7 protein-coding genes are annotated in these 8,551 nt (G+C 61.7%); 3 read left to right on the top strand and 4 right to left on the bottom strand.

Features of this window, described 5'->3' with window-relative positions:
• A partial coding sequence (locus VGH68_RS16900) for a M20/M25/M40 family metallo-hydrolase (protein ID WP_331604804.1) occupies nt 1–468 on the top strand: 468 nt, incomplete at its 5' end.
• A gap of 57 nt (nt 469–525) precedes the next feature.
• On the top strand, nt 526–1,623 hold the full coding sequence (locus VGH68_RS16895) for a M14 family metallopeptidase (protein ID WP_331604802.1): 1,098 nt from the start codon (nt 526–528) through the stop codon (nt 1,621–1,623).
• 57 nt (nt 1,624–1,680) lie between these two features.
• Here VGH68_RS16895 and VGH68_RS16890 read toward each other — a convergent pair whose 3' ends face one another.
• The 3 genes from VGH68_RS16890 to VGH68_RS16880 are packed head-to-tail and all read right to left on the bottom strand — an operon-like array spanning nt 1,681 to nt 4,612.
• Nucleotides 1,681–2,493, bottom strand: coding sequence for an ATP-binding cassette domain-containing protein (locus VGH68_RS16890; RefSeq protein WP_331604801.1), 813 nt, complete (start codon nt 2,491–2,493; stop codon nt 1,681–1,683).
• Nucleotides 2,493–3,503, bottom strand: a complete 1,011-nt coding sequence (locus VGH68_RS16885; protein ID WP_331604800.1) for an ABC transporter permease — start codon at nt 3,501–3,503, stop codon at nt 2,493–2,495. The genes VGH68_RS16890 and VGH68_RS16885 overlap by 1 nt, the downstream gene beginning before the upstream one ends.
• Nucleotides 3,503–4,612: a sugar ABC transporter substrate-binding protein gene (locus VGH68_RS16880; protein ID WP_331604799.1), complete on the bottom strand. Its 1,110-nt coding sequence runs from the start codon at nt 4,610–4,612 to the stop codon at nt 3,503–3,505. The genes VGH68_RS16885 and VGH68_RS16880 overlap by 1 nt, the downstream gene beginning before the upstream one ends.
• Nucleotides 4,613–5,243: 631 nt before the next feature.
• On the opposite strand from VGH68_RS16880, the gene VGH68_RS16875 reads away from it, so the two are divergent.
• Nucleotides 5,244–5,468: a hypothetical protein gene (locus tag VGH68_RS16875; RefSeq protein WP_331604798.1), complete on the top strand. Its 225-nt coding sequence runs from the start codon at nt 5,244–5,246 to the stop codon at nt 5,466–5,468.
• 77 nt (nt 5,469–5,545) lie between these two features.
• Here the strand turns inward: VGH68_RS16875 and VGH68_RS16870 are convergent, their stop codons facing one another.
• A complete protein-coding gene (locus tag VGH68_RS16870; RefSeq protein WP_331604796.1) occupies nt 5,546–8,299 on the bottom strand; it encodes an MGH1-like glycoside hydrolase domain-containing protein in 2,754 nt (917 codons plus the stop codon).
• Between the last annotated feature and the right edge of the window lie 252 nt (nt 8,300–8,551).

The raw sequence follows: 8,551 nt of genomic DNA, 5'->3' as shown, positions 1-8,551 counted from the left end.
GCCGTCAACGTGATTCCCGATACGGCGACGCTTGCCGGCACGGTGCGCACGTTCTCGGTGGACGTGCTCGACCTGATCGAAACCCGCATGAAGCAGCTCGCCGAAGCGACCGCGCTCGCCTATGGCTGCAGCGTCGAGTTCTCGTTCAGGCGCAACTATCCGCCGACCGTCAATACGGAAAAGGAAACGCATTTCGCGCTCGGCGTGATGCAGGAAGTGGTCGGCAAAGACCACGTCGAAACGAACATCGATCCGACGATGGGCGCCGAAGACTTCTCGTTCATGCTGCTCGAAAAGCCGGGCTGCTATGCGTACATCGGCAACGGCGACGGCGCGCACCGCGACCATGGCCACGGGCTCGGGCCGTGCATGCTGCACAACACCAGCTACGATTTCAATGACGACGTGCTGTCGCTCGGCTCGACGTATTGGGTGCGTCTGACAGAATCGTTCCTGACGCCGGCCTGATCGTTGTTGTCGGGGTCCGCGTCCGTATCGTTGCCGCACGCGCTTTCTGGAGATGCAATGAATCCATCGTCGTATTTCGCTTCGTCGTATCTGAACGCGCGGCGGTTGTACCAGCGGTCCGCCGCGGATACGCACGCCTACATCGAAAGCCATGTGCTTCCGGGTCAGCGCGGCCTCGAAGGCGAGGAACTCGCCACCGACGTCGTGCGCCTCGGTCCGCACAACGCGCGCCGCTTGCTGGTGCTGACTTCGGGCACGCATGGCGTCGAGGGATTTTGCGGCTCGGCTGCGCAGGTCGCGCTATTGCACGACCGGCCGTTGCACGCGCTGCTCGACAAGCTGAACGTGGCGATTCTGGTCGTGCATGCGATCAATCCGTACGGCTTTTCGCATCTGAGCCGCACCAATGAAGACAACGTCGATCTGAACCGCAACAGCATCGATTTTTCGAAGCCGTTGCCGGTCAATCCCGCGTACGACGATCTGCACGCTTTGCTGGTACCGCCGCAGTGGCCGCCCTCGCAGCAGAACGCGGCGGCGATCGCGAAGTACATCGACGAACGCGGCGAACACGCGTATCAGCAGGCGCTGACCATCGGACAGTACCGGCATGCGGACGGAATGTTCTTCGGCGGCGCGCATGCAACGTGGAGCACGCGTCTGCTACAGACGCTGCTCGAAAAATATGGCGCAGCGTGCGACAGCATCGGTTGGATCGATTTTCATACCGGGCTCGGTCCGTATGGACACGGCGAGAAAATCTGCGTCGGCCAGCTCGGCGCGCGGGAGTTGCAACGCGCGCGCGCGTGGTGGGGCGCCGACGTGACGAGTCCGCTCGACGGCACATCGGTCGCGGCCAATGTCGCCGGGCCGGTGCTCGACACGCTTCGCCGCACGTGCACGCAGGCACGTACGACCGCGATCGCGATCGAATACGGCACCGTTCCACTTGTCGACATGCTGCACCGGCTGCGTGCCGATAGCTGGGTGCGTCAACATCCGGACGCGGACCCGCAGCAGATCGGCGCAATTCGCGCGGAGATCCGTAGTGGCTTCTATTGCGAGGATGACGTCTGGCGCGGTTTGATTCTTGGCCAGGCGCGCGCGGCGATCTTGCAGGCGGTGATGGGGTTGTCGCGGGATGGGGCGGCTTGACTCAGCAATAAGTCGGACATGATGCCGGCGTGCGGTATACCCCCTGGATCGACCCGCTCACTGCGCGCCAGCGGTGCGCATCGCCCGGTATTCGCGCCGCACGATATCCATCAACTCCGCCACCGAGGTCAGCGCGCTCCTTTGTTCATACGTCACGCGGCCTCGCTGCATCAACATGATGCGATCGGCGATATCGAGCGTCTGCGCATAGTTGTGCATGATCATGATGATCGACAGGCCGCCTTTTTCTTTCAGCCGCATCAGCAAGTCGATGATCAAGCCCGCCTCGCGCGCGCCCATCGCGGCGAGCGGTTCGTCGAGCAGCAGAATCTTCGCATTCGAATGCACGGCGCGCGCCACCGCGATGGCCTGGCGCTGGCCGCCCGACAGGCGCTCCACCGGCAAGTCCACCGAAGGCACGTGCACGCCGATGTCGTCGAGGCATTGCGCGGCGCGCTCGCGCATCTGCTTGTGGTCGAGCAGCCTGAATGGCCCCCGCCGCACGATCTCGCGATTCAGGAACATGTTGTGGTAAATGCTCAACGAATTCGCGAGCGCGAGATCCTGATACACGCATTCGATGCCGAGCGAACGCGCATGATCGACCGAACGCAGCAACGTTTGCTGGCCGTCGACGTACAGCGTGCCGTCCGTTTGCTGATGAAAGCCGGTGAGAATTTTTACGAGCGTCGACTTGCCCGCGCCGTTGTCGCCGAGTACGCCGAGAATTTCGCCCTTGCCGAGCGTGAGCGACACGCCGTCGAGCGCGGTCACCGCGCCGAAACGTTTGACGAGGCTATCGCCACGCAACGCGAGCGGTGCATCGGAAGTGGCGTTCTGGCCCGGCGACGCGCTTTGAGGTTCGTCCATCAACGCCCTCCCTTGCGGCGAATGCGTCCAACGTGAATGTTGAAAATCATCGCCGCCAGAATCGCGGCGCCAAGAATAATGTTGAACGTGAACGCGTTGATGCCGATCAGCGTGAAGCCGTCGTTGAGAATGCCTAGCACCGCCGCGCCGATCAGCCCACCGACGATCGTGCCCGAGCCGCCGGTCAGCGGCGTGCCGCCGATCACGGCGGCCGCCACCGCGAGGAACATGATCTGGTTGCCGCCCGCTTGCGGATCGATCGACGTAATGCGAAAGGCCTCGAGAATGCCGGTGAAGCCCGCGAGCACCGCGGCGATGATGAAGTTGCCGAGGCGCAGCCGGTTCACCTGAATCCCGGCCTCGCTTGCGCCAATCGGATTGGCGCCCGCGGCCTGCGTATGCAGACCCCAGCGCGTATGCCGCAGCAACACATGCATCACGAATGCGAGTGCCAGAGTCCAGATGATCTCGCTGTAGCCCCACGCACCCATGAACGCGGAAAACGTTGGCGACCCCGGCGTGGGCGCCGGCGTGCCGCGCGACACGGTGAGCGTGATGCCGTTGATCAGGAACAGCGTGCCGAGCGTGGTGACGAACGACGGCAGCCTCAGCCACACCGTCACCGCGCCGTTCACGAAGCCGATGACCGCCGCGGCCACCAGCCCCGCGATCACGGCGAGCCACATCGGCGCGCCGGCGTCGCTGGCGAACACCATCATGAACGGCGCGAACGCGAACACCATGCCGGCCGAAAGATCGATGTCCCCGCCGATCATCAACATGATTTCGCCGAACGCGATGATCGCCACCGGCGCGATGAACTGCGACAGGTTGACGAGACTCGCGTTGGTGAGCAGGAAATCGTGGTTCGCGAATTCGAAGTAGGCGGCCAGTAACACGGCCACGAGCAGGATGCGCAGCTCGGCCGCCCAGTGTGATGTGAATGAAACGCCCGCGCGCCGGCGCGCGCGGTCCGCTTCGATCTTGCTGGTTTCGTCCACGGTGTTCATTACGACTTGATTGCGCCGTGCATCGGAACGATCTGCGGCTTGGTGGTCTTGCCTTCATAACGCGTCGACGTGTTCAGATACGGCTCGACGGTGTCCTTCGTCACGAATTTCAGGCCCGTGTTGGTGTCGGCCGGCCCGACCAGGCCGCCGGAGGCCAGCGTCACGAATGCCTGCATCACCGTATAGAAGCCCTGCACGTACGGCTGCTGGTCGATCGTGAAGTCGAGGAAACCTTCGTGAATGAGCTGCACCGTGGCCGGCAGCAGATCGAAGCCGCCGCCGTGCACGCCCTTCGACGGCAGGTTCGATTCCTTCATCAGTTGCGCGACGCCCTGCGTGCTGCCGGCATCGACCGCGAACATGCCTTTCAGGTCCTGGTGGCCGAGATAGAACGACTTGATCTTCGACAGCTCTTCGTTGACTGTCGCGCCGGTGGCCACCGTCTGGATGTCGATTTTCTTGCCGGACTTCTTGATTGCGTCGCTTGCGCCATCCAGGCGCGGCTGGATGTTGAGCTGCCCCGGCGTCGCGATGAACAGCGCGACCATCCCGCTGTCGATGAGGCTCACGATGCGCTCGCCCATCTGATAGCCCGACAGGTACAGATCCTGGCCGATGTAGGCGAGGCGCGGACTCTTCTTGCCGCGCGGCGCGTCGGCGTTATAGGCGAACACCGGAATGCCGGCGTCGAGCGCGGCCTGAATCGGCTTGTCGAAAGCGCTCGGGTCGACGATCGGCACGGCGATCGCGTCGGCCTTCGCGGCAATCGCGGAATTCACCGCGCGAACCATTTCACCCGCGTCCGACGTGGCCGAGCCGGTCCACTGATAATCCATGCCGAGCAGCGAGCATGCATCCTGGATGCCGTACTGCGTGGGCACGAAAAACGGGTTGGTGGTGACGTGATTGACGAACACGATCTTCCACTTCTTGTGCGACGGGAAAGCCGCCTCGGCCGCCTGCGCGGTGCCGATCAGTCCGCCCGTGCCGCCTAGCGCGCCCATCAGCGAAAGCGCCGCGCCCAATCCCGCGCCCTGCATCAGCCCGCGCCGCCGCGCACTGAAACTTTCGTTGCCGCGTTCCTGGTCGTCATCCCGTTGCTGTGCCATCACTTCCTCCGGCTCTTTTCTTCGTTGGTCGATGTGGTCGACATTGAGTCGATCGCGTGCAGTTGCTGGGCGGCACCGAGAGTGCGCTGGGCAGCGCGGGACTAGGGCGTGGAGACGTGCAACCCCGATTTGAATGCGCTCGATGTGCGCCATGCGGTACCGAAAAAAATGTTAATGCAATGCGGTTGCGGCTCCTAATCCATGTATACCCCTAACTAGTCCGACTATTCGACTGCCCGGACAACGAATACCCGATTATTGGGATAATTGGCCCGCAGCGCGACGGCTGCGCGGCGGTGTAGCGTGTATTCAGTCATTGCAGGTAATGTTCGAAAAAGAAGTAGTGTGTCGGCATGCATTCATTGAGCATGCATATTCATCGTCGATGAGCGCCGGACATCACGCAACGGCAGGCGCCGGCGGGAAGACATTTCGATGTCGCCTTACTAACGGGCGACTATGGATTTCAAAACGGCCTTCGCTACTCAGTGCAGGCGACGCGTGCGTTTGCCGAGCCGGCCGCGGTGCGCGCCACCGAACCTGGCCGGCTGCCGCCGAAATTCGCCGGCGCGATCGAAGCGAATGGCCAACAGCGTGCTTTTGAAACACACAATCAGTGCAGAGGCTATTGATGGTCGAAGACCTTGCTGTCGTCTTTATCTACGATGACGAGACGAATACGCTCAAAATGAGCAACGTGTCGCGTCGTGCGATTCGGTCAACCCTGGATCGGGCGATGTTCGTCGATATTCCTGAAACGCCGGAAGCTCCATTAGATGACGAATCGGCCCGCAGACTCGGAGCGCTGGCACTTCGATGCCTTGCTGAAGCGCATCCAGACCGGCCGCACGACTGAATATGTCGGCCGCAAAGTAGCTGTTCGTGCGATCTCGGATTCGTCCTCTCACCGTTTTCTTCCGTTGATGCGCACGGTCACCCCGGCGTCGCGACAGATTCGCCCCCTCGTTCCCCGTCCACCTGTTGCCCGACGGCCCCGGCCATCACGCGCCAGCGGTCGCTTTCGAGAACGGTTCGCGCGTCGACACGCCCGAACAGACCGAGCAACGGTGCGACCAGACCCGTCCAGCCGGTCTGGTGGCTGGCACCCAAACCTGCACCGTTGTCGCCGTGGAAATACTCGTAGAACAGGATCAGGTCGCGCCAGTGCGGATCGTCCTGGAACTTGCCGGTGCCGCCGTAGACCGGGCGCTTGCCATCCTCATCGCGCAAAAACGTACCCGTGAGCCGCCGGACAATTTCGTGCGCCACCTCGAACAGTGTCATGTGCGGCCCCGACCCGGTCGGGCATTGAACCTTGAACTCATCGCCGAAAAAGCCATAGAGATTCATCAACGCCCTGACGATCAGCAGATTGACCGGCATCCACACCGGGCCTCGCCAGTTGGAGTTGCCACCAAACATGCCGGTATTCGATTCGGCGGGCAGATACTGCACGGTGTAGTCGAGCCCACCGATATTGAGCACGTACGGATGATCGAGGTGATAGCGCGACAGCGAACGGATGCCGTGCGGCCCCAAGAATTCGTTTTCGTCGAGCAGGTAGCCGAGCACGCGTTCGAGCTTGCGCCGATTGAGGATCGACAGGAGCCTGCGTTCGCCATGACCGGTGAAGCCGCTCTGCATTGGGGCCACGTGGGCAACCAGTTCCGGGTAACGCGCGCGAAATTGCGTGATCAGTTCCAGCAGTTTCGGACAGCGCGACACCGAATCGGCCTCGAAAACGGTCGACGCGCACAGGGGCAGCAAGCCGACCATCGACCTCACCTTCAGACGCATCGTCTGGCCATCGGGCAGCCGCAGCAGATCGTAGAAGAATCCGTCCTGTTCGTCCCACATCTCGTCCGCGTTCTCGCCCGGCCGGTCCATCGCATAGGCGATCCACATGAAGTGCTGAACGAACTTGAACGCGATCTCCTCGTACATCGGGTCGTACTCGGTCAGAATGATGGCCATCTCCAGCATGCTCTGGCAATAAAACGCCATCCAGGCGGTGCCGTCCGCCTGTTCGAGCGCTCCGCCGGTTGGAAGCCGCGCGCTGCGATCGAACAGACCGATGTTGTCCAGTCCCAGAAAACCCCCGGCAAAGACGTTGCGGCCCGATGGGTCCTTACGGTTGAGCCACCAGTTGAAGTTCAGCATCAAACCCTGAAACGAGCGCTCCAGGAAGCGCGGGTCGGCGCGTCCCAGCGCTTTCTCATACTTGTAGAGCCAAAGGGTGGCGGCGGCATGCACCGGCGGATTGACGTCACTGAAGTTCCACTCGTAGGCCGGGATCTGGCCGCTTGGGTGCACATACAGGATTCGCAGCATCAGCAGTAACTGCTCCTTCGCAAAATCGAAATCGACCAGAGCGAGGGAGACCGTATGAAAGGCGAGGTCCCAGGCCGCATACCATGGATACTCCCACTTGTCCGGCATCGAGATCACGTCGGCGTTCAACATGTGGAACCACTCGGTATTGCGTACTTCATGCGGGGCGGCTTCCAGCAACGGGTGACTCTTGTGCTCGCGCAGCCAGCGCTCCAGATCGAAGTAGTAGTACTGCTTGCCCCACAGCATGCCCGCCAAAGCCTGACGGTGGACACGGCGCTGATCCTCGCTCAGTGACTCCGGGGTAATGCGCTTGTAAAACGCGTCGGCCTCGGCAATGCGGTCGTTGAAAATGTTCTCGAAGCCGTCGAACGCATGGTCCAGCTTGCCCGCGGTCAGGCGCAAGCGGATGGTCGCGCTGCCGCCGCCGGGTACGTCGCACGCGTAATGGGCTGCGGCCTTGGTGCCGGTTTTTGCGGGATTTACCGCGTCACGCTGCCCGGCAACGACGTACGCGTGGAACGCATCCTTGACATACGGTGACGCGTTAGGTTGATTCCATAGACGCTGTGCGTTGCTTTCGTTTTCCGTGAAGAGCACTTCCGTCGCGCCTTCGCAATGGAGCCAGTATTCGCCTAGTTCATGATGCGTCGCGCGAATGACGCTGGGCCCCGCTTCGCACAGCGAGGGTTTACGCTCGTCCTGGCCCCATGACCAGGTATTGCGAAACCACAGCGTCGGCATGACCCGCAGCCGCGCGTCTTCCCGTGCGCGGTTATGCACGGTGATGCGCATGAGGATGTCTTCCGGGCCCGCCTTCGCGTATTCGACGAATACATCGAAATACCGGTCATCGTCGAACACACCGGTATCGATCAGCTCGTACTCGAGTTCGTCGCGCGATCGTTGCCGGTTCGTCTCGACCAGGTCGCGGTACGGATATTCCCGCTGCGGATACTTGTACAGATACTTCATGTACGAGTGCGTGGGCGTGCTGTCGACGTAGAAGTAATACTCCTTTACGTCCTCGCCATGGTTGCCTTCGCTATTCGTGAGACCGAACAGGCGTTCCTTCAGGATTGCGTCACGCTCGTTCCACAGCGCCAGCGCAAAGCACAACTGCTGATGGTCGTCGCATAGTCCACCGAGTCCATCTTCTCCCCACCTGTAGGCGCGCGAGCGGGAATGCTCATGGGTGAAATAATTCCACGCGTCGCCGTTTTCGCTGTAATCCTCGCGAACCGTTCCCCATTGCCGTTCGCTAAGGTACGGCCCCCACTTCTTCCACGGCGCTTGCGCCACACGTGCTTCGTTCAGGCGCTGCTGTTCCGCTCCATCGACGATTACAGGACACATGCCTTGCCTCCGTTACGGCCGCATGACCTCGATCTCGAAATGCACGAAGACGCATCATCGTGCGCGATTCAGGCAAGAAGAGCACGTCGGCGGCGAGTGGGTGACGTCCGCTGCCGGGCGGTCCATTCTCGCTCACCTCGTGGCCGTGCGCTTGTAGTTTGCGGCCAGTTGAAGACCTCCAATCGATAATTTTCCTAGTGGTTAACGCGTTATCCCATTGCAAGTTGTGTGTGCTCACCATCGGATCCGTCG

The sequence above is a fragment of the Paraburkholderia sp. genome (assembly GCF_036488505.1).
Taxonomy (GTDB): domain Bacteria; phylum Pseudomonadota; class Gammaproteobacteria; order Burkholderiales; family Burkholderiaceae; genus Paraburkholderia.
This window is presented reverse-complemented; position numbering and strand designations above follow the sequence as displayed.

Bases quoted from the DNA above. Each gene is read 5' to 3' on its own strand.
- VGH68_RS16895 (WP_331604802.1), top strand. From the start codon at position 526: ATGAATCCATCGTCGTATTTCGCTTCGTCGTATCTGAACGCGCGGCGG.
- VGH68_RS16890 (WP_331604801.1), bottom strand. From the start codon at position 2,493: ATGGACGAACCTCAAAGCGCGTCGCCGGGCCAGAACGCCACTTCCGAT.
- VGH68_RS16885 (WP_331604800.1), bottom strand. From the start codon at position 3,503: ATGAACACCGTGGACGAAACCAGCAAGATCGAAGCGGACCGCGCGCGC.
- VGH68_RS16880 (WP_331604799.1), bottom strand. From the start codon at position 4,612: ATGGCACAGCAACGGGATGACGACCAGGAACGCGGCAACGAAAGTTTC.
- VGH68_RS16875 (WP_331604798.1), top strand. From the start codon at position 5,244: ATGGTCGAAGACCTTGCTGTCGTCTTTATCTACGATGACGAGACGAAT.
- VGH68_RS16870 (WP_331604796.1), bottom strand. From the start codon at position 8,299: ATGTGTCCTGTAATCGTCGATGGAGCGGAACAGCAGCGCCTGAACGAA.